The following is a 21416-nucleotide window of genomic DNA, read 5'->3' as shown; positions in this document are numbered from 1 at the left end:
CCGCCGCCTGCCCGCGGGACAGCCCCGCACGCAGCATCAGCCAGTGCTCCGGCGAGCGCAGCCCGGCCGCCTGCCAGGACCCCTCGGCCAGCACGGTGCTCACGAAGTCGACCAGCCGGGCGTGCGCGTCGTGCAGGTCGGCGGCCAGGGATGCGACGTGGTCCCAGTCCTGCTCGATCCGCCCGGCGCTCTGGCTCATGTCCCAATCGTACTGGTGTTCGAACACCTGCGCCAGACTTGTCCACCATGAAAGTGATTGGCCCCCAACGGGATCCGACGCGCCACGCCCCACCACGCGGCATACGCCCGCGGCTGCGCAGCAGCCCATGGGTAAGGATGGGTCATGCCGTCGACCATCCACCCGCAGACACCCGACGACACCATCGGCGGCCGCGACCTCACGCACTGGCACACCCGGTTCGGGCGGTGGCTCCTGAGGCTCTTCACCGACCTGGCGCGCGCCTCCAGGCCGGCCGCACGCCGGGTGGCGACGTGGTCGTCGGCGCACGTGGCCTTCCTCGTCTTCGCCGCGATCGCCCTGGGTGTCATGGTCGGACTCGTCGAGGGCGTCGAGACCGTCTACGAGGCCGTCGTCGGGCGCGACGGGATCACGGTCGTCGACCACCCGGTCCTCGACACCGCCGTCTCCCTCCGCTCGCCGGGGCTCGACTCGGCGGTCACGGCCTTCACCGACGTCGGCGGACCTGTCGGCATGCCGATCCTGGCCCTCGTCGCGGTCGCGGTCATCACGTGGCGCCGGCGCCGGTGGACCCCCTTCGTCCTCGCCCTCATCGCCGCGGCCGGCTCCCTCGTCATGACCATCGCAGGGAAGGACTTCGTCGACCGCGCCCGGCCACCCGCCTCGCTCGCCGTGCCCCCACTCGAGTCCTCGCCCTCCTTCCCGAGCGGGCACACCCTCAACGCGACGGTGCTGACGACGGTCGTCGTCTACCTCGTCCTCATCGAGACGACCGCCGCCTGGCAGCGCACGGTCGCCATCGCGGTGGGCACCCTCTTCGTCCTGTCGATGGGCCTCTCCCGCGTCTTCCTCGGGCACCACTGGCTCACCGACGTCATCGCCGGCTGGCTCATCGGCCTCGCGTGGGCGCTGGCCGTGATCACCGCCCACCGCCTGTGGCTCACCCTGCGCGAACGACCGGAGACGGCGGACTCGCCCGACGGCATACGCCAGGAGCGCTCGCGCTCCTAGGATCGTCCGGGTGAAGCCGGTCATCCTCCTCGTCTCCGAGACCCGCTCCGAGCAGCTGCTCGACGAGTTCTCCCGCTACGCCCGCGACTACGAGCTCGTGACGGCGACGTCGGCGCGGCAGGCCAAGCAGGCGGCCAAGGGCGTCGTCTCCGACGGCGGCCAGGTGGCCATGTTCGTCACCGAGTCGCGCCTGCCCGACGCCGAGGTGCTCGAGGCCTTCCACTGGTGGCGCGCCAGCGTCCCGACGGCCAGGCGCGTCATCGCGGCGCACGAGTCCGCGTTCCGCGAGGACGCCGACCGGCTGCGCGGCGGCATGGCGAAGGGCAAGTACGACGCCTACCTCCTGGCGCCCCGCGGGCCGCGCGACGAGGAGTTCCACACGGCCATCTGCGAGCTGCTGTCGGACTGGGGGTCGACCGTCGCCGAGCCGGAGGTCGTGGCGGTCGCGATCGTCTCCCCCGTCGAGGATGCTCTCACGCTGAGCATCCGCGACTACCTCGACCGGATGGGCATGCCCAACCGCGTCTACGCCCCCGACAGCGACAAGGGCCGTCACGTCCTGGAGCGCTACCTCGCCGACGGTGGCGCCGGCGAGGCGGGCGAGGTCACCTACCCGCTCGTCATGGACCTCGGCGAGCGCGTGGCCCCCGCGCAGAACGTGCGCGACGTCGCCACGCGCATCTACGGCCGACCCGCAGATGTGGTGGTCGACCGGCTCGTCGACGTCGCGATCGTCGGCGCCGGCCCGGCCGGCCTCGCGGCGGCGGTCTACGCCTCGTCCGAAGGGCTCTCGACGGTCGTCCTCGAGTCGGAGGCCATCGGCGGCCAGGCGGGCACCTCGTCGATGATCCGCAACTACCTCGGCTTCCCGCGAGGCATCTCGGGTATGCGTCTCGCGCAGCGGGCGCGCAACCAGGCAGTCCGCTTCGGCACCAAGTTCTTCACCGGCTGGCCGGTCACCTCGCTCGTCCCGGGAACGCCCGGTGACGACGGCGCACCGGGGCCGCACGTGCTCGTGACCGACGGCGGGGAGGTGCGCGCCCGCGCCGTCGTGGTCTCGGCCGGCGTGAAGTACCGCCGCCTCGGCGCCCCCGGCATCGAGGGCCTCGTCGGCCTCGGCGTCCACTACGGCAGCGCCATGACCGCTGCCCGCGAGCTCGAGGGCTCCGACGTCGTCGTCGTGGGCGGGGGCAACTCCGCCGGGCAGGCGGCCATCCACCTCGCGCGCTTCGCGCGATCGGTCACGATCCTCGTGCGTCGCGAGGCGCTCGCCGCGACGATGTCGAGCTACCTCGTCGCGGAGATCAAGCACAACCCCCGCATCACGGTCCAGGGGTGCGCGGAGGTCGTCGAGGGCGGTCCCGACGAGGACGGGCGCCTCGGGTGGGTCACGGTGCGCGACACCCGGACCGGCGGCGAGGAGCGCCGCGAGTGCCGCGGGCTGTTCGTCCTCATCGGGGCCGAGCCGTACTGCGACTGGCTCCCGGACGAGGTGGCCAGGGACGGCCGGGGCTTCGTCCTCACCGGTCGCGACGTGCCGTCGGACCGCTGGCGTGGCGGGCTGCCGCCCGAGAGCCTCGAGACCACGGTCCCGGGCATCTTCGCCGCGGGCGACATCCGGGCGGGTTCGATGAAGCGCGTCGCAGCCGCGAGCGGCGAGGGGGCGTCGGTGGTGCCGCTCGTGCACGCGTGGCTGGAGCAGACCCGCTGACGGTCGCCCTCTCGCCGAGGCCCCCCGGCTGAGGGCCGCCCTCCCGCGGCTCGTCAGACCCGGATGAGCTGCCCCTCACGGAACGAGTAGCGGTATGCCGTCGACGTGGCCGCCGGCAGGTTCGCCGGGTGGGCCGCGTGGTGCCGGTGCGGGTGGGGCGCCGACGGGGCCGAGGCCGGCACGGGAGTCAGCCCGCCGGAGATGCCTGCGGCGTGGCCCTGCCCGGCACCGAGCGCCGCGGTGCCGACGAACGCGACGGCGACCGCAGCGCCCGCGGCACCGAGGCCGCGTCGCAGCGCCGAACGAATGGAGGAGGAGGCGGGGCCGGGGGTCTCGGGGCGGGATGTCGTGTCCATGACCTCACCGTCGGGTCGCCGCCTGTGCCTCCTCTGTGGCTCAGGGATGCGAGCGGGATGAGGACACGCGCTCCATCTCGTCGGCCACCTCGTGCGACGAGGGGTCCGTCTCTGCTCGCAGGCCTTCGACGACTCCGTCGCGGTCGGCGTCCGAGCGGTTCTGGCTCAGCTTCGCCTTGCCCTCGACGGACTCGACGAGCACCTCGACCCCGACGATGCCGCGCAGCTGGCCGCGGACGTAGGCGTCCGGGGCGTCCCGCACGGCCCACGGCCTCTCACGGTGGTCCTCGTGCCGCTCGGTGAGCCGGGTGACGACGTCGAGCACCCAGTCCGGGTCGTCGTGGACCGTGACCGCACCGCGCACGTGCACCTCGGTGTAGTTCCACGTCGGCACGACCCGGCCGTGCGTGGCCTTGCTCGCATACCACGACGGCGAGACGTACGCGTCGGCGCCGGTGAGGACCAGAAGCCCCGGCGAGCCGGGGGCGATGCGGGTCCAGTGCGGGTTCGCGCGGGCGAGGTGGCCGAGCACCCGGGGCCGTGCGCCGTCGCGGACGCCCCCGCGGCCGTCGAGGAGGACGGGCAGGAGCGTCGCGTCGGGTATGCCGTCCGGCCCGACCGTGACCAGGTGGCCGGCCGCGCGCCGCGCGATGAACTCGTCGAGATCGACGTCGGCCATGGCGTTGGACCCGGGCACGTACATGACGAGATCGTCGCACGCGCACGACGGACGGAGCCCGCCGATCGGGTCGGCGGGCTCCGTCGGAGCGACGGGCGGGGCCGGCGCTCAGCTCCGCCGGTGCTGGGCCGGGCGGGGTGCAGCCGACCAGGGACGCGGGCGGCCCGCGTGAGGCGCCCCGCCCAGGCGCCCCGGCGTGGCACCGGCGACGGCACCGGCGACGGCACCGGCGGCACCTCCGGCCCCGCGACCCTCGCGGGCGTCGCGAGCGTCGCGGACCACCGAGGGGTCGAGCCGCTCGGCGAGCCGGCGCAGGAGCAGTGCTGCACGGGTGTGCCGACGGGAGTGGCGCCGGCTGCCCTGCGCCTTCGGGGCGTGGTGCCGGGTGGCGACGCGCTCGACGATGAGGTCGCGGGCCAGTGCCTCCTGCGGCGTCAGGCTGACGGTCCGGGTGCTCATGCGAGGCTCACCTGGGCCCGCTTGACGCGGATGTCGCCGCTGCCCGACTGGACCACGAGCATCGCCTGGGCCTCGGCGTCGCCCGGGCCGGAGGTCTGCTCGAGGTCGATGTCGACGTCGCCGGTGACGGTGTTGAGGTCGAGGTAGGCGGCCACGCCGGCCGCGACCGCGATGCTGACGTCGCCGGTGCCGGTCTTGGTGCGCACCTGCCCGCCGTGCACGGCCCTGAGGTCCACGTCACCGGTCCCGGTCACGAGCTCGAGGTCACCGGTCGAGGCTCCGATGTGGAGGTCGCCGGAGCCCGTCCGAGCCTTGACGGCCGCGTCCGAGCGCCGCAGCTCGATGTCGCCGCTGCCCGAGACCAGGTCGAGGCGTCCGCCTGCCGAACCGACCGAGATGTCGCCGGAACCGGTCTTGGCGGAGGCGTCGCCGCGGGTCGACTGCAGGCTGATGTCGCCGGAACCCGACTTGAGCTGGGCCGTGCCGACCTCGTGGAAGGCCAGGTCGCCGGCGCCGGTCGTGGCTCGCACGTCGTCGAGCAGGCCGGTGGCACCGACGTCCCCGGAGCCGGTCCTGACGTCCACCGTGCTCCCGGACGGAAGCTCGACCTCGACGTCGACGGACCCCTTGGTGCCCAGTCCGAAGAAGCTGTCGCGGATCTTCGGCGAGAGGACCACGACGTCGTTGCCGTGCGCCTCGACGGTGAACTTCTCGGCGAGCTCGGCGCCGTTCTTGCCGTGCGGGTGCAGCCGGACGGTGGTGGTCGGTGCGTCGCCGGCGGTGAGCGTCACGTCGCCGACGAGCAGCTCGACCTTGAGGTTGATCGGTCCCGTCGTCTCGAGACGGGATTCGAGGGTGGTGCTCATGGGATGTCCCTTCTGAAGGCAGGTGGTCGGTGTCGGTCGGCCGGGTCAGCGGACCCAGCCCTGCACGCGCTTGTTGGAGGAGCGGTTGCGGCCCGGCGCGCCGGGGCCGAAGCCGGGGCCGGGCGGCACCGGCGGGAACCCGGGCGCCGGGGGCGGGCCGGGCACGGTCGCGGTGGCGGCCCGCACGGCGCCCACGATCCAGGTGTTGAGCGACTGGCCGCGTCCGGCCGCGAGCTCCTCCGCCCGCGCCTTGAGCGCCTCGGGGAGGCGGAGCGTGATGCGGGACGTCTCGGCCCCCTCCTCGTCCGGTGACATCACGGTGGTGTCATCGGCGCGGATGGCCTGGGTGTCGTCGGACAGGGCGGCCGGGCCGGCTCCGACGACGACGAAGACGGGCTCGCGGCCCTGCAGCCGCACCTCGACGGAGGCGCCGTCGAGCTCGTTCGTGATCTCGGCCGCGGCGTGGGACAGCGCGTCCATCAGGGCCAGCCGGGCGGACGAGTCGAGGGCGAACCCGATGCGCTCTGCGGCCTGCTCGGTCTCCGGCCCCATCGCCCTGGCCGCCTGGGCCAGATCCCGACGCAGTGCGTCGACGTACTCGGTGATGTCCATGCGCATCATGGTGACACCATAGTGACGTCACGTCAACACCATTGCGCCGCCAACTTGGCGCGCGGCTCCGTGAGCGCGAGCGGGTACGTTCTCCTCACCCCTCAACCCCCCGAAAGGTGCCCGATGCGCAGCCTCGGAACCTCCGACCGTCCGAGCGTGCGGACGGTCTCCTCCGTCATCGAGAAGGTCTCCTCACGGACCCGGTCTCGACAGTTCGTCCGGGTCATGAACCGGATGGGTGCCTCCCCGGCCGCGATCCTCCCTCTCGTCAAGGACTCGCCGAACTTCAAGAACCGTCGCTTCGAGGGCGAGGAGCCATCGCTGCGTCCGCGCATCCGGGCCCAGACGAGCGCGATGGTCGCTGCGATCCGGGTCGGCGACCGGGGCCGGCCCGTCCGCCGGGTGCCCGTCGTGGCGGCCGAGCCCCCGGTGGAACCGGGCGAGCTCGCCGTCACGTGGTACGGCCACGCGACCAGCCTCCTCGAGGTCGACGGCGCGCGGTTCCTCCTCGACCCGGTCTTCAGCGAGCGTGTCTCCCCCGTCCGGCACGTGGGCCCTCGCCGCATGCACCCCGTCCCCGGCTCGATCGCGGCGATCCCGAGCATCGACGCCGTGCTCATCAGCCACGACCACTACGACCACCTCGACCAGCCCTCGATCGTGCGGCTCGAGGAGACCCACCGGCCGCACTACGTGGTGCCCCTCGGCGTCAACGCGCACCTGCTCGCCTGGGGAGTCCCGGAGCAGCGCATCACGGCCCTCGACTGGCGCGACGAGACCGAGGTGGCCGGCATCCGCGTCACGTGCACCGAGGCGCGCCACAACTCCGGTCGTGGCCTCGTCGACAGCCAGACGCTCTGGGCGGGCTGGGCGCTGCGCGGGCCCCGCCACAGCGCCTACTTCCCGGGCGACTCGGGCACGTCCAAGCGGTTCGCGGCCATCGGTGCCGACCTCGGCCCCTTCGACCTGACCCTGATGCCGGTCGGCGCCTACGACCCCTTCTGGCCCGACATCCACATGGACCCCGAGCAGGCCGTCGCCGCCCACCGTGACGTCAACCGCATCGGCGACGAGATGTACGCCCTCACCGAGGACGAGGCGGGCGTGGCCGACGACTTCATCGAGGGTGACCAGCGCATCGACACCCCCGGCGGGACCCACGAGGAGGGCGAGCGAACGGAGACCAGCCGCACAGTCGCGACGGCCGCCAAGGACTCGCTCCTGGTTCCGGTGCACTGGGCGACCTTCAACCTGTCGATGCACTGGTGGGCCGAGCCCGTACGCCGGGTGCGCCGTGCCGCGGCCGAGGCCCGGGTTCCCGTCGCGTTCCCCCGCGTCGGCGAGCGCGTGGACCTCGCCTCCAGCGACGCGCAGGCCGTCGCAGCCGCGTACGCCGAGCCGTGGTGGGAGGAGTGCGCGGCACTCCAGGACCGCGACTGAGCGAAGATGGACGAGCCGCGCACGACGCGGTGACCGACGCGGACGTCCCGAGGGCGACCGACGACCCCTGACCTCCAGGAGAAGCCCGTGCAGCTCCCGATCCTGCGCCGGATGGGCGCCAGCCCCTCTATGGTGCGCCAGCGCGTCACCGCCTCCCCCCACTACCGCGACGGCGAGTTCCGCTCGCACGAGCCGACCCACGTGGTGGCGACGTCCGAGGCCGAGGGCCCGGGCAACCTGGCCCTGACCATGCTGCGGGAGTTCGGCCGCGGGCGCCCCAAGGGGACCGTGCCCGTCGTCAAGCCGCAGCACCCGCACGAGCCGGCCGACCTCGCCGTCACCTGGTACGGCCATGCCACGAGCGTGCTCGAGCTGGACGGCAGGAGGTTCCTGCTCGACCCCGTGTTCGGCAACCGCGCCTCGCCCTCGGCCGTCGTCGGGCCCAAGCGCCTGCATCCCGTGCCGGCTCGCATCGCCGAGATCCCGCGCCTCGATGCCGTCGTCATCAGCCACGACCACTACGACCACCTCGACGAGCCTTCGATCCGCCAGCTCGAGCGCACGCACCGGCCGCACTACGTCGTCCCGCTCGGCGTCGACGAGCACCTGCGCGCCTGGGGCGTGCCGGCCGGCCGGATCACCAGCCTGGACTGGCGCGAGCAGACCGAGATCGCGGGGATCCGCCTCACCTGCACCGAGGCCCGGCACTTCTCGGGCCGTGGCTTCGTGCGCAACCAGTCCCTGTGGGCCGCCTGGTCCTTCCACGGCCCGCGTCACTCCGTCTTCTTCGGCGGGGACTCCGGCCCGACCCACCGCTACACCGACATCGGCACCGACCTCGGCCCCTTCGACCTCACCCTCATCCCGATCGGCGCCTACAGCGTCCACTGGCCCGACATCCACCTCGACCCGCAGCAGGCCGTCGACGCTCACGTCGAGGTCAACCGCGGCGGCACGGAGTCAGTGCTGCTGCCGATCCACTGGGCGACCTTCAACCTCGCGACGCACTGGTGGAGCGAGCCGATCCGCTGGGCCCGCCGCGCCGCCGCCGCCCGAGGCGTGCGCCTGGTCGCGCCGCGGGTCGGCACGCGGATCCAGCTGAGCGACAACGACATCGACGAGGTCGTCGCCGCCCACCAGGACCCCTGGTGGGAGGCCTGCGCCGCTCCCCTCGACCGCGACTGACGGGCGGAAGATCCAGCGCCGCATCGCGACGAACCGAACGGCCGTGGACAGCACGTTGGCCACGGCCACGACGCAGGTCTGCACGAGCGTGCTCGCCGAGGGCACGAGCGCGCCGAGGATCGCGAGCGCGAGGGTCGTCGCCGCATACGTGATGGCGAAGATGACGAGCGCCTGGCCGTGGTGGGCCACGAGCCGGCGACGCCCAGAGACCCCGAACGTCCACGCCCGGTTGAGGGCCGTGTTGAAGACGGTCGCGACGACGAGCGCGACCCCGTTGGCGAGCTGGGAGGGGGCACCGCCCCGCACCGCGGCCGCGAAGAGGCCGAGGTGCAGGGCGGTGGAGAGCACTCCGACGCCGGCGAAGCGGACGAGCTGCTGCGAGAGGCGGACCCGGGACGTGGGCCGCGTCGGCGCACTGGTCGTCATGGTCGTCACCGGAGGGGCTGGGTCAGGTCGTAGAACGTGGAGCCGTCGATCGTCACCGGGGCGAAGTTGGCCTGCACCCACGAGCTGATCTCGGACGAGGAGCTGCTGCCACCGTTCTGGTTGCCGAATCCCCTTCCGCCGCCGGCGAAGTAGTGGATCTGGCCCTGGGCGACGTACTGCTGGAACTGGGCGAGCGTCGGGCTCGGGTCCGAGCCGTTGAACCCGCCGATGGCCATGACCGGCAGCTGCGTGCCGAGCTGCAGCCCCGCCGCGGTCTGCGAGCCGACGGCCGCGGCGACCCACGTGTACTTCTGTGCGTCGGCCGACAGGGCCGCGACGACGGCGGTGCTCGGCGTCGAGGCGTCGAGCAGGCCGCCCATGCCGCCGCCACCTTGAGCGCCGCCCGGGGTCCCGCCCGGGAAGCCGCCCGGGAGTCCGCCCTGGGGACCGGCCTGCTGGCCGGTCTGTCCCTGCGGTGCCTGTCCGCCGAAGGGGACTGCGGCACCGACACCGCCCCGCGCAGCGCCACCGAACCCACCCGGTCCGCGGCTCGAGCCGGCCGGGCCGGCCGTCACGATGGACCCGCTGTGGCCCTGTGCGGTCGTCGACACGGCATACGCGGCGGGTCCGGCCAGCCCCGCGAGGAGGGCACCGGCGAGCACGATGGGCACGGCCCGCAAGTGCAGCCGCTGCACCACGAGGAGGAGCACGGCCGCCGCCATCCCGACCGCGAGCACCGAGACGCGCAGCCAGTCGCCGTATGCCGTCGTGCGCGAGAGGAGGACGAAGCCCCAGACCGCGGCCGCCGCCGCCGAGGCGGCCAGCGCGACCATCGCGACGACGCTCGAGCGGCGCTCCCACGCCTCCACCGCACCCATGCCGACGAGGGCGCCGATCGCCGGGGCGAGGGCCACGGTGTAGTACTCGTGGAAGATGCCGGCCATGAACGAGAAGACGAGCATCGTGACGACGAGCCAGCCGCCCCAGACGAGGTAGGCCGCGCGGCGCAGGTCGGTCCGGAGGCGTCGGCCCCGCAGCCACAGGCCTGCGACCAGGAGGATCAGCGCGCTCGGGATGAGCCAGGAGACCTGGCCGCCGACGCTGGAGGAGAACATGCGGAAGAGCCCGGTCGAGCCCCACATTCCGCCACCGGCTGCGGCGCCGGCGCCCGCCGGGCCGCCACCGCCGACGGAGCCGGTCTCGTCACCGCTCAGGCGACCCAGGCCGTTGTAGCCGAAGGTCAGCTCGAGGAACGAGTTCGTCTGGCTGCCGCCGATGTACGGGCGGGCCGAGGCCGGGATGAGCTCGACGACGGCGACCCACCAGCCCGCGGACAGCACCATCGCGCCGACTGCGAGGAGCGAGTGGACGATGCGCTTGCGCAGCGTGGTCGGGGCCGCGACGAGGTAGGCGAGGCCGAAGAACGGCACGACGAGGAGCACCTGGAGGGTCTTGGTGAGGAAGCCGAGACCGATGAGGACGCCGACGATGACCATCCACTTCGGCGAGGCCTGCTCGATCGCCTTGAGGGTCGCCCACGCACCGAGCGCCATGAGCAGCGTCAGCAGCGCATCCGGGTTGTTGAAGGTGAACATGAGCGCGGCGACCGGCGTCAGCGCGAGGACGGCCCCGGCGATCAGGCCCGCCGCAGCGCCGAACTGGCGCTTGACCGTCGTGTGGACGACGCCGACCGTCGCGACCCCCATGAGAGCCTGCGGCAGGAGGATGGCGAACGAGTTGAGACCGAGGAGGCGCACCGACAGGGCCATCACCCACAGGGAGGCCGGCGGCTTGTCGACGGTGATCGAGTTCGCCGCGTCGGAGCTGCCGAAGAAGAACGCCTTCCAGCTCTCGCTGCCAGCCTGGACCGCCGCGGAGTAGAAGGAGTTCGCGTAGCCGCTCGCCGTGAGGTTCCACGTGTAGAGCACGAGGGTGGCGAGCAGGAGGCCGAGGAGCGCAGGACGGGCCCACGACGGGTCGGCCTCGGCTCCGCGCCACAGGCGGGCGAACGTCGGACGACCCGCGCGGGCGCGGGGCGGCTGCTGGGTCGTGGAGCGGGGGTCCGCCGCCGCGCCCGGTGAGGTGAGGGTCATCGTGTCCATGCCCACACCGTCGTGTCCCGCTCTGTGCCCTTCCTATGACGTGACTTTGGTACGGGAATGAGTGGATCCCGCCACCCCCGCCATCCCGGGCTGAGACTGCGCCATGGCGCACCTCCGGTCGCGCACGCACCCCGGAGCGGGCTGCAACTGCGCCGTGGCGCACTTCCGGTCGCGCACCCATTCCGGAGCGGGCTGCAACTGCGCCACGGCGCGGTTCGGGTCAGGACGCGGCGGGCAGCAGCAGCGAGAAGGTGGTGTCGCCCGGACGGCTGTCGAGCTCGACCCGGCCGCCGTGCGCCTTGCTGACGGCCGCGACGATGGACAGTCCCAGCCCGGTGCTCCCCTTCGCCCGGTTGCGGGCGTCGTCGCCGCGGGCGAAGCGCTCGAAGACGTTGGGCTGCAGCGACTCCGGCACGCCGGGGCCGTCGTCGTGGACGGCCACGCGCACCCACTCACCCTCCGGACGCACCGACGTGGTGACCCGGGTGCCGTCGGGGGTGTGCGTACGCGCGTTGGCCAGCAGGTTGGTCACGACCTGGTGCAGGCGCGCGCTGTCGCCCCTGACCTCGACCGGCTCGGGAGGCAGGTCGAGGTCCCAGTGGTGGCCCGGCGAGGCGGCGTGGGCATCGCTCACGGCGTTGATGACGAGCATCGACATGTCGACGGGCGCCTCCTCGAGGGGCCGGCCGGCGTCGAGCCGGGCCAGCAGGAGCAGGTCCTCGACGAGCGAGCCCATCCGGTTCGCCTCGGACTCGATGCGCCCCATCGCATGGGTCACCGTGGGCGGGACGGCGTTGGGCTCGCGACGGGACAGCTCGGCATACCCCTTGATCGACGCGAGGGGGGTGCGCAGCTCGTGCGAGGCGTCGGCGACGAACTGGCGCACCCGCTGCTCGCTCCGGTGCCGCGCGTTGAGCGCCTCGTCGACGTGGTCGAGCATGTCGTTGAACGCGGCGCCGACCTGGCCCACCTCGGTGCGCCGGTCGGTGTCGACGGGGTCGACGCGCTCGGCGATGGCGACCGACCCGGAGGCCAGCGGCGTCTGGGAGACCTTGGTGGCCGTGGCCGCCACCCGCCGCAGCGGCTCGAGGTTGCGCCGGACCAGCCAGGTGCCGAGGACCGCGACGAGGAGGATGCCTCCCAACAGCGTGCTGATGGCGAGGAAGACCATGCGCTGCACGGTGTGCTGCTGCTGCTCGATGGGCAGGCCGACGACGAACGTGCCGCTGGTGACGGTCCGGGTCTGGGGGTTGACGAGCGACCCGGTCGACGAGACGAGGCGATAGGGACCGAGGCCCCCCAGCTTCACCGTGGTCGGCTCCATGCCGACCCCCGCCGCGCTCAGGTCGGTCAGCTGCGTCGACGACAGCGGGGTGCGGTCGTGTCCGCCGGCGGACGCGGTTCCGGCAGGAGCGGGCACGTCGGCCGTCGGGCTCGTCGGGAAGAACGCGATGAGGCCCTCGTCGCCGGGGCCCCGCGGACCTCCACCGTCACGGTCGCCGAGACCGGTGTCGAAGGGCCGGCCGTTCACCAGCTGCGACACCGAGGTGCGCAGCTGGTCGTCGACCTGGCTCATGAGCTGTCGGTCGAGGGCGACGACGGTGAACGCGCTCGTGGCGAGGCTGAGCACGGTGAAGAGGGCGAGCATCGAGGCGACGAGCTTGGCCCGCAGGGTCCAGGCCGACCAGGGCCGGATGCGTCCTCGCACCTCGGCGAGGCGGTCCTGGATCGTCGGCCGGTCGGACTCTCCGAGGCTCCCGGAGTCGCTGGCACTCCCGGAGTCGCTGGAGCTGCCGGAGGCGTCGGAGAAGCCGACGCCGCGTGCGAAGACGTCCGGCTCGGTCGCGGCGACGTCGGGCAGGTCGGCCGGGTCGGGCTGGTCGCCGGGCGGGTTGGGGTGGGTGAGCTCGGCGTGGTCAGACGGCCGGCTTGAGGACATACCCCGCCCCTCGCATGGTGTGGATCATCGGCTCACGGCCGGCGTCGATCTTCTTGCGCAGGTAGGAGATGTAGAGCTCGACGACGTTGGCCTGGCCGCCGAAGTCGTAGTTCCACACGCGGTCGAGGATCTGGGCCTTGGACAGCACGCGCTTGGGGTTGCGCATGAGGTAGCGCAGCAGCTCGAACTCCGTCGCCGTCAGGCGGATCTCCTCGCCGCCGCGCATCACCTCGTGGCTGTCCTCGTCGAGCGTCAGGTCGCCGACGACGAGCATCGAGTCGGAGGACGAGACCGCGACGGTGGTGCGGCGCATGAGGGCGCGCACGCGGGCCACGACCTCCTCGAGCGAGAAGGGCTTGGTGACGTAGTCGTCGCCACCGGCCGTGAGGCCCGAGACGCGGTCCTCGACGGCGTCCTTGGCGGTGAGGAAGAGGACCGGCACGTTGCTGTTGTCGGCGCGCATCCGGCGCAGCACCTCGAGCCCGTCGAAGTCGGGGAGCATCATGTCGAGCACCACCGCGTCGGGGTCGAACTCGCGGGCGGCGCGCACCGCCTCCATCCCGGTGCCGGCCGCGCGGACGTCCCAGCCCTCGTAGCGCAGGGCCATCCCGAGCAGCTCGGTGAGGTTCGCCTCGTCGTCGACGACGAGCACCCGCACCGGGGAGCCGTCGAGTCGCTGGAGTCGCGCTGTTGCCGGCTTGGTCTTCTCGCTCATGGTCCCAGTGAAACCCCCGCCCCTGTGCCGTGACCAGTGGCTTCCTGTGCGGATCCTGTGCAGTTGGGCACACAGTCCCAGCACGCCGACGGCTGCGCCACAGCCGCTGCACAGGCACGGGTCCGACCGTGTGAGCCATGAGCAACGAGTCCACGCACCAGGGCCCGACCGAGCCGGCGCGGTCCGGGCTTCCGCAGTTCGACCCCGACGCTCCGGCCGGCACGCGCACGGGCGAGCCGCGCCCGGGAGACACCCAGCTGCTCCCGTCCGCCTGGGCCACGCACCCGGGTGACCACCCCGTGGCACCGCCGACCACTCCCTACGCGTATGCCGCCGCGCCCGCTTCCGCGTCCACCCCGCCGCCCAGCGGTGCCGGGAGGCAGAGCCGGCGCTGGAGCGGCCGGAGGACCGCCCTGACCGCCGGTCTTGCCGTCGTGCTGGGCACGGTCGGCGCGGTCGGGGCCGCGGCGGCGCTGCGCCAGGGCGCGGTCGGCGACGACGGCGACTTCCACGGGCCCGGCGGGTTCGGCGGCGTCGGTGGACGGCACGGCTTCGGCCTCCGAGGTGGGCAGCAGGGCCTGCCCAACCAGCAGAACCAGCAGGGCCTGCCCAACCAGCAGGGCACCCTCCCGAAGCAGCTGCCGAACCTGCAGGACGGAGGCTCGGGGCAGGGCCTGAACGGCATCGACCCCGACCAGCTGGGCGGGCTCAGCCCGCAGCAGCTGCTCCAGCAGCTGCAGCAGCTCGGCCAGGACGACCAGGGCCTCGACCCCGACCACGACCACGACGGGACCGCGCCGGACGGCTCGGGCGGCTCCGGCACGACGGGCGGCGTCCACACCACCTGACCGGGGGCGCTCGGAACGACCGGCCGCGAAGCGGCGCTCAGGCCGAGCGACGCAGGGCCGCGGCGTACTCCTCGAGGGCCTGCGTCGCCCGGTCGACCTCGCTCGCGACGCGTTCGAGCAGCGCGTCGTCGGCGAGGCACCCGGCGCTGCCGAGGTCCTCGACCTGCTTGCACACCGCGGCGAGCGTCACGGCGCCGAGGTTGGACGCAGACCCCTTGAGCCCGTGGGCGATCCGTCCCTGCCCCGCGGCGTCACCGTCGCGGTGGGCGGCCTGCAGCTCCCCGAGCCGCTGGCGCGAACCGGTCCCGAACCGGTCGATGAACCGCAGCAGCATCGACGGGTCGCCCGGCTCGAGGTCTCGCAGCTCCTCGAGCCGAGGAGCATCCAGGACCTCGGGATCCACCCGCACCGCAGTGTCCGCCTCGTCCTCACTCCCGCGCCCGACGGCCGCACCCGCCACCGGCCCCGAGGGCACCCAGCGCTGGAGCGTCGCGGCGAGCAACGCGACGTCGATGGGCTTGGTCAGGAAGTCGTCCATCCCGGCCTGGAGGCAGCGTTCCCGCTCGCCCGCGATCGCCGACGCCGTCATCGCGATGACCGGCACCCGGTGGCCCGGCTCCTCCTGCGCGCGGATCGCGCGGGTGGCCTCGTAGCCGTCCATGCGCGGCATCTGGCAGTCCATGAGCACGGCCACGATGTCCTGACCGTGGCCGCGGTAGGCGGCGACGCCCTCGATGCCGTTGGCCGCGAGGCGCACGGGGTAGCCGAGGCTCTCGAGGATGCCCTGGGCCACGAGCTGGTTGACCTCGTTGTCCTCGACGACGAGCACCGTCCCCAGCGTGGCGTCGGCGTCCGTGCCCTTCGAGGCCGTCGAGGTCGTCGAGGTGGCCCAGGCCCTCGCCCCCCGTCCGCTCGCCTCGTCCGCAGCTGTGCGGTCGGCCTCGGACGGGCCCGCACCTGCGGTGCCGGCGGCCGCCAGGTGGCGCCCGGCCACGTCGGCCATCGCGTCGAAGAGCGCTGACGGCATGACGGGGGCGGTCAGCACGGCGTCGACGCCGGCGTCGGTCACCGCCACCGCATCGGGAGGCGGCAGCTTCGCGCAGACGAGTACGACGCGTACGCCATCGAACCGCTTGTCGGAGCGGATCATCCGCGCGACCTGCAGGCCGCCCTCACCCGTGCCGGGGTCGTCGAGCAGCACGACGTCGAGCGGACCACCGTCCCGGTGGGCCCGGTCGAGCCGGACGAGGCCCTCGACGCCGGTCGCGGCGGGCTCCACCTGCACGGACCACGTGTCCAGCTGCTCCACGAGCCGCTCCAGGTGGGAGCCACCGGCCCCGACGACGAGGGCCCTCAGCCCCGACACCGACGCCGCGTATGCCGTCCCGCGCCCCAGCGCTCGCGTGGTGGCCGGTTCGAACGCAGCGGTGAACCAGAACGTGCTGCCCTCCCCCGGCTCGCTCTCGACGCCGATCCGGCCACCGAGGGCCGTGACGATCTGCCGGCTGATCGCCAGGCCCAGGCCGGTTCCGCCGTACTGGCGGGTGGTCGAGGAGTCGCCCTGCGAGAACGACTGGAACAGGCGCGAGCGCACCTCCGGGGTGATGCCGGTCCCGGTGTCACGCACCTCGACCCGCAGCACCGGCCCTCGGGCGCCGCCCTGCCCGGCGTCCCCGTCCTCGACCTCCAGGTGGACGACGACACTGCCGGAGTCGGTGAACTTGACCGCGTTGGTGGTGAGGTTGGCGACCACCTGGCCGAAACGCACCGGGTCGCCGGAGACGAGCGCGGGCACATTCGGCCCGTGGCTCACGGAGAGGTCGAGCGACTTGGCGCGGGCCCGCTCGGCGAGCAGCCCGACGCTGCCCTCGAGTACCGCGGTCGGGTCGAAGTCGACCGACTCCAGGTCCAGCCGCCCGGCCTCGATCTTGGACAGGTCGAGGATGTCGTTGACGAGGGCGAGCAGCACGCGGCCGGCCTGGTCGATGCCGTCGGACAGGCGCCGCTGGTGCGGCGTCAGCTCGGTGCGGCCGAGCAGCTCGGCGAGGCCGATGACGCCGTTGAGCGGGGTCCGGATCTCGTGGCTCATCGTGGCGAGGAACTGCGACTTCGCGCGCGAGGCCTCCATGGCCGCGTCGCGCGCCTGGGCGAGGTGCTCGGCGATGCGCTCGCGGTCGGCCACCCGGCCGAAGAGGGCCGTGATCTGGTCGATCGCCGCCACGTCGGACTCGGCGGGCCGGGCGGAGGTGCGCATGTCGAGGACGACGACGCAGGCGACCCGGTCGTGGCTCACCACCGGGACGGCCACGAGCAGCGCCCCATCGGGCGAGGGCTCGACGACGACGGCCCGTTCGGCGGCCGCTCGGGCGGCGAGGGCCACCCCGGCCTCGACGGGGAGCGGGCTGGCCTCCACGCCCTCCGGCGGCAGCACCGGCTCCCGGAGCCCACCGTCGGCGGCGCCGAGGCAGGCGAGCACGGGCCGCCAGGTGGTGTGCGTGGCGATCTGCTCGAGCACCACGGGCAGTGCCTCGTCCAGCGTCGCGGCCTCGTTGGCGGCCGTCGCCATGGCGGTCACCATCGCGAGCGCGACCTCGGCGTCCTTGCGCTCGGTGATGTCCTGAGTCGTGCCGCCCATCCGCACGGGGCGCCCGTCCGGGTCACGGGTCACGCGGCCGCCCCCGCGGATCCACTTCGTCTCGCCGTCGGCACGCACGAGCCGGGCCTCGAACTCGAAGGAGTCCTCGGAGTCCAGGGCCGCCCGGATGGTCCGGGTCACCTCGGCGCGGTCGTCGGGATGGATCCGGCCGATGAAGGCCGCCACGGTGGGCATCTCCTCCGTGGGGGCCAACCCATAGATCCGCGAGAGCTCGTCGGACCACGACACCTGGTCGTTCACGACGTCCCACTCCCAGCTGCCGATGCGGGCGATCGCCTGGGCCTCGGCGAGCTGGTCGAGCAGCTTGCGCTGGGCGCTGTGCTCGCTGACCCGGTGCATCCAGCCGCGCCGCACGCCGGCGTCGTCGAGGAGCGGCGTGTGCGAGACCAGGGCCCAGAACCGGTTGCCCTTCGCATCGAGCAGGCTGCACTCGAGGTTGTCGCCCGGGATCCCCTCGGTCTGCAGCTCCGCGAGGTGCTGGCGGAACTGCTCCTTGCCGACGTCGTCGACCGCCTCGAAGACCGAGAAGCCGACCATCTCGTCCGGGGCGCGGCCGAGCAGCTGCGCCATGCGCTCGTTGGCGAACACCGTGCGGCCGTGCTCGTCGAAGACCCAGAGGCCGTCGGGCGAGGCAGCCACCATCCACCGGAAGAGGTCCTCCTCCGCCACGCCGTGCACGTCGTGCACGCCCGGAACGTCCGACATGTGACGATCCTCGCGTATGCCGGCCGCTTCGGCCCAGAGGCGCCCGCGGTTTCTGCCCTGCACGGGATCGGGATCGGGCTGGTCGGCAACCGCGCCCTGGCGCAGTCTCGGCCATGGACGGGACCGGACTGGGCCTGCAACGGCGCCGTGGCGCAGTTTCGTGGGGCCGGCCCGGCGGGGCGCAGGGAAGCCTCACCTACGGTGACACCCGGTGTGCCGGGGTGTCACGATCGGGGACATCCCCAACCGTCGATCGGAGCAGCCATGTCCGAGGTCCGCGCGTCCGGCGAGTCGAACCCGCCCGACACGAGCCACTCCGGCGAGGAGCCGCACGGCGCCGGGGTCGGTAGCCGCCTCAACTGGCTGCGCGCCGGCGTGCTCGGGGCCAACGACGGCATCGTGTCCACAGCCGGTGTCGTCGTCGGCTTCGCGAGCGCGACGAGCGACAAGGGCGCGATCGTGCTGGCCGGGATCGCCGCGCTCTCGGCGGGTGCCATGTCGATGGCGGCCGGCGAGTACGTCTCGGTGAGCACCCAGCGCGACTCCGAGCGGGCCCTGATCAAGCTCGAGACCCAGGAGCTGCGCGACGACCCGCACGGCGAGCTCGAGGAGCTGACCCAGATCTACCAGGCCAAGGGCATGCGGCGCGAGCTCGCGGCTGAGGTGGCTCGCGAGCTGACCGCCCACGACGCCCTGGCTGCGCACGCCGAGGCCGAGCTCGGCATCGACCCCGACGACCTGACCAACCCGTGGCACGCGGCCGGCGCCTCGATGCTCGCCTTCGTCGTCGGCGCGATCCTGCCGATGCTCACCATCACCTTCAGCCCCGCCTCGATCCGCATCCACGTCACCGTGGTGAGCGTCGCGGCCGCCCTGGCCCTGACCGGCTGGATCAGCGCCCGCCTCGGCCGCAGCCCGGCCCAGCGCGCCATCTTCCGCAACGTCGCCGGGGGCCTGCTGGCGATGGGCGTCACGTATGCGATCGGTGCCCTGGTGGGCGTCAACCTGGGCTGAGCGGACGGTCGGGGCACGCCCGCCACGCTCCTCCGGTGCGCGGACGTCCGGCTCGCCACGCGGCGTACGGCCCGATCTGCCGTGAACGGGCGGTAGAGTCGTGGTGTCCCACCCGCCCTTCTTCAGGCGTACGCGCCGGTCCGGCGCACGGGACACAGGGCGCGCCATGGCGCGTCCACCGGGACTCGAGCGGAGTCCGCCGCCGACACCGAGCCATCGCGCCACGGTGTCCTCGCGAGCCGGCCCCGCTCCACGTCCGCCGCGTCATCAGGAGGAACATGGCAACGCGCGTCCGCCGCCGTCCGACCGACGGCCTGGACCAGAAGCAGGAGCAGAAGCAGGGGCAGGCCTCGCGACAGCGCAAGGCGAGCCCCCGCAAGGACGACCCTGCGCCGCTCATCCCCGTGCTCGCCCGCCGGGTGCGTGAGGTGGAGGCCCGCGTCTCCAGCAAGGGCAAGGCCAGCCCGACCAACCGCACGAAGTTCCTCGTCGTGGCGCTGCTCATGCGCTCGGAGCGCTCCCGCGTCCGCGAGGACGCCTCGCTCCCGTCGGCCACCCGCGCCGACCTGCTCAAGCGCCTCGACGGCATCGCCACGATCCTGGCGCAGATCGCCGCCCGCGACACGAGCCTGCTGACGCTCCTCGACGCGAACGCCAAGCCCGGCCCGGCGGCCCAGCAGATGCGTCGCGACTGGCTGGTCGAGTCCGGCGCCGAGCTCGCCGAGGAGGACCTCGTCATCGCGGCTCCCGAGCCGGCCCGGCCGGTGGTGCCGCCGCAGATCGCCGCCCGGCAGGTCATGCCGCAGTCCGTCCCGTCCCGCGCGCTCGCCAACCCGTTCCTCACCCCGGACCTGACGCGCGTCCACGACGAGTACCTCCCCGGCCGCCTCGCCGGCTGGGACCTGCTGAGCCCGCTCTACCGGGCCTTCGAGCAGGGCGCGGGTGGTGAGGCGGCCTCGATGGAGCTGCCGCCGAAGCCGCTCATCGACCGGTTCTCGCCTCCCGGCTCGCAGCTCATGGTCCACCAGTCCCGGTTCCTGCAGAGCGTGCAGGAGGGCCACCGCACCTTCCTGCTCGCCGACGAGCCGGGCCTCGGCAAGACAGCGCAGTCGGTCATGGCGGCCTCGATCGCCAACGCGTACCCGATGCTCGCCGTCGTGCCCAACGTCGTGAAGATCAACTGGGCCCGCGAGGTCGAGCGGTGGACGCCGCAGCGCCGCGTCACCGTGATTCACGGCGACGGCCACGACGTCGACGCGTTCGCCGACGTCTTCGTCGTCAACTACGAGATCCTCGACCGGCACTTCGGCTGGCTCTCGAGCTTCGGCTTCCGCTCGATGGTCGTCGACGAGGCGCACTTCATCAAGAACCTCACCTCCCAGCGCTCACAGCAGGTGCTCGCGCTCGCCGACCGCCTGCGCGAGGGCACACCCGGTGGCAACCCGCTGCTCATCGCCCTCACCGGGACGCCGCTGATCAACGACGTCAAGGACTTCGACGCCATCTGGCGCTTCCTCGGCTGGATCAAGGACGGCAAGCCGTCGGCGGAGATCGTGCGCCGCCTCGACGAGACCGGCTACACCCCCGCCGACCGCCCCTTCTACCCCGAGGCCCGGCGGGCCGTCATCGACATGGGCATGGTGCGCCGCCGCAAGGTCGACGTCGCCAAGGACCTGCCCGACAAGCGGATCGCCGACATCACCGTCGAGCTCGACGACGACCTGGGCCGCTCGATCCGCGAGGCGGAGCGGGCGCTCGGACGCCGCCTCGCCGAGCGCTACCGTGCCCTGCTGGCCCAGGGCGATGGCCACGAGGAGGACGGCGAGCCCGACGCCGCGCTCATGCGCCGCGTCGCCGCGGCCGAGCTGCGGTCGGCCTCGCCCGACAAGGGCGGAGACAACGTCTTCTCGCTCGTGCGCCGCATCGGCCAGGCCAAGGCGACGCTCGCCGCCGACTACGCCGCGCAGCTGTCGCACTCGGTGGGCAAGGTCGTCTTCTTCGCCAAGCACATCGACGTCATGGACGCGGCGGAGAGGGTTCTCGCCTCAGCCGGCCTCCGCACCGTGTCGGTGCGCGGCGAGCAGACCTCCAAGCAGCGGCAGGAGGCCATCGACGCGTTCCAGAAGGACCCCGACGTGGCCGTCGCGGTGTGCTCCCTGACGGCCGCCGGCGTGGGCCTCAACCTGCATGCGGCCTCCAACGTCGTGCTGGCCGAGCTGTCGTGGACGGCCGCCGAGCAGCAGCAGGCCATCGACCGCGTGCACCGCATCGGCCAGGACGAGCCCGTGACCGCCTGGCGCATCCTCGCGTCCGGAACCATCGACTCGAAGATCGCCGAGCTCATCGACGCCAAGCAGGGCCTCGCCGCTCGGGCCCTCGACGGCAGCGACGAGGAGGTCAGCGCCGGTGACACGCTCCAGCTCGAGGCCCTCGTCGAGCTGCTGCGGTCGGCGCTCACGGAGGTCGGCGCCCGCTGAGCCCGCTCCGTGCCGG

At 73.2% G+C, this 21416-nt stretch carries 16 protein-coding genes and 2 pseudogenes; 7 read left to right on the top strand and 11 right to left on the bottom strand.

Annotated elements, in window-relative coordinates:
• A pseudogene (locus ABD241_RS11665) lies at positions 1-199 on the bottom strand (HNH endonuclease signature motif containing protein); the annotation flags it as partial.
• Between the two features lie 144 nt (positions 200-343).
• Here ABD241_RS11665 and ABD241_RS11660 point away from each other — a divergent pair.
• Both ABD241_RS11660 and ABD241_RS11655 read left to right on the top strand, forming a co-directional pair.
• On the top strand, positions 344-1210 hold the full coding sequence (locus tag ABD241_RS11660; protein ID WP_344062346.1) for a phosphatase PAP2 family protein: 867 nt from the start codon (positions 344-346) through the stop codon (positions 1208-1210).
• 10 nt (positions 1211-1220) lie between these two features.
• Complete coding sequence (locus ABD241_RS11655) at positions 1221-2921, top strand: NAD(P)/FAD-dependent oxidoreductase (protein ID WP_344062343.1); 1701 nt, start codon at positions 1221-1223, stop codon at positions 2919-2921.
• A 53-nt stretch (positions 2922-2974) separates the two neighbouring features.
• On the opposite strand, the gene ABD241_RS11650 is transcribed toward ABD241_RS11655, so the two are convergent.
• The 5 genes from ABD241_RS11650 to ABD241_RS11630 form a co-directional block, all read right to left on the bottom strand.
• The gene (locus ABD241_RS11650; RefSeq protein ID WP_344062340.1) at positions 2975-3277 is read right to left on the bottom strand and encodes a hypothetical protein; all 303 of its coding nucleotides are present in this window, start codon (positions 3275-3277) and stop codon (positions 2975-2977) included.
• 40 nt (positions 3278-3317) lie between these two features.
• Positions 3318-3980: an FMN-binding negative transcriptional regulator gene (locus tag ABD241_RS11645; RefSeq protein WP_344062337.1), complete on the bottom strand. Its 663-nt coding sequence runs from the start codon at positions 3978-3980 to the stop codon at positions 3318-3320.
• A gap of 84 nt (positions 3981-4064) precedes the next feature.
• Entirely contained in the window at positions 4065-4415 is a 351-nt protein-coding gene (locus tag ABD241_RS11640) for a hypothetical protein (protein WP_344062334.1), read from the bottom strand.
• On the bottom strand, positions 4412-5281 hold the full coding sequence (locus ABD241_RS11635; protein WP_344062331.1) for a DUF4097 family beta strand repeat-containing protein: 870 nt from the start codon (positions 5279-5281) through the stop codon (positions 4412-4414). Before ABD241_RS11635 ends, ABD241_RS11640 begins: the two co-directional genes overlap by 4 nt.
• Before the next feature lie 45 nt (positions 5282-5326).
• Positions 5327-5902, bottom strand: a complete 576-nt coding sequence (locus tag ABD241_RS11630; RefSeq protein WP_344062328.1) for a toxin-antitoxin system HicB family antitoxin — start codon at positions 5900-5902, stop codon at positions 5327-5329.
• A 114-nt stretch (positions 5903-6016) separates the two neighbouring features.
• Here ABD241_RS11630 and ABD241_RS11625 point away from each other — a divergent pair, with 114 nt between their 5' ends.
• Positions 6017-7333, top strand: a complete 1317-nt coding sequence (locus ABD241_RS11625; protein ID WP_344062326.1) for an MBL fold metallo-hydrolase — start codon at positions 6017-6019, stop codon at positions 7331-7333.
• Between the two features lie 87 nt (positions 7334-7420).
• Positions 7421-8518, top strand: a complete 1098-nt coding sequence (locus tag ABD241_RS11620; protein WP_344062324.1) for an MBL fold metallo-hydrolase — start codon at positions 7421-7423, stop codon at positions 8516-8518.
• 18 nt (positions 8519-8536) lie between these two features.
• On the opposite strand, the pseudogene ABD241_RS20675 reads toward ABD241_RS11620, so the two are convergent.
• The 4 genes and pseudogenes from ABD241_RS20675 to ABD241_RS11605 all read right to left on the bottom strand — a co-directional run.
• Positions 8537-8944: pseudogene (locus ABD241_RS20675) on the bottom strand (GtrA family protein); the annotation flags it as partial.
• 5 nt (positions 8945-8949) lie between these two features.
• Entirely contained in the window at positions 8950-11046 is a 2097-nt protein-coding gene (locus ABD241_RS11615) for a glycosyltransferase family 39 protein (protein ID WP_344062322.1), read from the bottom strand.
• 220 nt (positions 11047-11266) lie between these two features.
• The gene (locus ABD241_RS11610) at positions 11267-12985 is read right to left on the bottom strand and encodes a sensor histidine kinase (protein ID WP_344062319.1); all 1719 of its coding nucleotides are present in this window, start codon (positions 12983-12985) and stop codon (positions 11267-11269) included.
• Entirely contained in the window at positions 12963-13700 is a 738-nt protein-coding gene (locus ABD241_RS11605) for a response regulator (RefSeq protein ID WP_142180872.1), read from the bottom strand. The genes ABD241_RS11610 and ABD241_RS11605 overlap by 23 nt, the downstream gene beginning before the upstream one ends.
• 137 nt (positions 13701-13837) lie before the next feature.
• Here ABD241_RS11605 and ABD241_RS11600 point away from each other — a divergent pair, with 137 nt between their 5' ends.
• Positions 13838-14548 (top strand): hypothetical protein, encoded by a 711-nt coding sequence (locus ABD241_RS11600; protein ID WP_344062313.1) that lies wholly within the window; start codon positions 13838-13840, stop codon positions 14546-14548.
• Positions 14549-14585: 37 nt separating this feature from the next.
• Here the strand turns inward: ABD241_RS11600 and ABD241_RS11595 are convergent, their stop codons facing one another.
• Entirely contained in the window at positions 14586-17909 is a 3324-nt protein-coding gene (locus ABD241_RS11595; protein ID WP_344062311.1) for a response regulator, read from the bottom strand.
• A 264-nt stretch (positions 17910-18173) separates the two neighbouring features.
• On the opposite strand from ABD241_RS11595, the gene ABD241_RS11590 reads away from it, so the two are divergent.
• Together ABD241_RS11590 and ABD241_RS11585 are read left to right on the top strand one after the other, a co-directional pair.
• Positions 18174-18923 (top strand): VIT1/CCC1 transporter family protein, encoded by a 750-nt coding sequence (locus ABD241_RS11590; RefSeq protein ID WP_344062308.1) that lies wholly within the window; start codon positions 18174-18176, stop codon positions 18921-18923.
• A 278-nt stretch (positions 18924-19201) separates the two neighbouring features.
• On the top strand, positions 19202-21400 hold the full coding sequence (locus ABD241_RS11585) for a DEAD/DEAH box helicase (RefSeq protein WP_344062305.1): 2199 nt from the start codon (positions 19202-19204) through the stop codon (positions 21398-21400).
• Positions 21401-21416 lie beyond the last annotated feature (16 nt).

It is taken from the genome of Terrabacter lapilli, from assembly GCF_039531305.1.
In the GTDB taxonomy this organism is placed as follows: domain Bacteria; phylum Actinomycetota; class Actinomycetes; order Actinomycetales; family Dermatophilaceae; genus Terrabacter; species Terrabacter lapilli.
Note: the sequence above shows the minus strand (reverse complement) of the source record. Positions and strands in the feature narration are given on the sequence as shown.